At 66.5% G+C, this 582-nt stretch carries 1 protein-coding gene; it reads left to right on the top strand.

Annotation, left to right across the window (positions count from 1 at the left end; all coding sequences use genetic code 11):
- Positions 1 to 183: 183 nt before the first annotated feature.
- A partial coding sequence (locus JCM9942_RS17725; RefSeq protein ID WP_054661075.1) for a gamma carbonic anhydrase family protein occupies positions 184 to 582 on the top strand: 399 nt, incomplete at its 3' end.

Below are 582 nucleotides of genomic sequence, written 5' to 3'. Positions count from 1 at the left end.
CAAGGTGGCCTGAGTAGCACGCGGCATCGCTGCGGCGAGTAACCGCCATGGCGTGGAGGCTTGCTGCTCCCTGTGCGTCGGGCCGGTGCAGGCATTGCATGCCGCGCCAGCGCCGCAGCGCGCTGGGACGCGGTGGCGCCACTGCGTATCATCGTGACTGCAATCCCACCGATGAATTCCGCCATGACTTCGCTGCGCCCCTTCCTGGACAAGATGCCCGTTGTGGGCGAACGCGTGTACGTGGACCCGGCGTGCACGATCATCGGTGATGTGCGGATCGGCGATGACGCCTCGATCTGGCCGGGCACGGTGATCCGTGGCGATGTGAACCACATCCGCATCGGCGCGCGCAGCAATGTGCAGGACGGCACCATCATCCACGTCAGCCACGACAGTCCGTACAACAAGGGCGGTTTTCCGACCCTGATCGGCGAGGGCGTCACCGTCGGCCACGGCTGCATCCTCCACGCCTGCACGATTGGCGACTACTGCCTGATCGGCATGGGCGCGTGCATCCTCGATGGCGCGGTGATCGAGGCAAACGCCTTCATCGCCGCCGGTGCGGTGGTCGGCCCGGGCAAG

Source organism: Stenotrophomonas pictorum JCM 9942 (assembly GCF_001310775.1).
In the GTDB taxonomy this organism is placed as follows: domain Bacteria; phylum Pseudomonadota; class Gammaproteobacteria; order Xanthomonadales; family Xanthomonadaceae; genus Stenotrophomonas; species Stenotrophomonas pictorum.
This window is presented reverse-complemented; position numbering and strand designations above follow the sequence as displayed.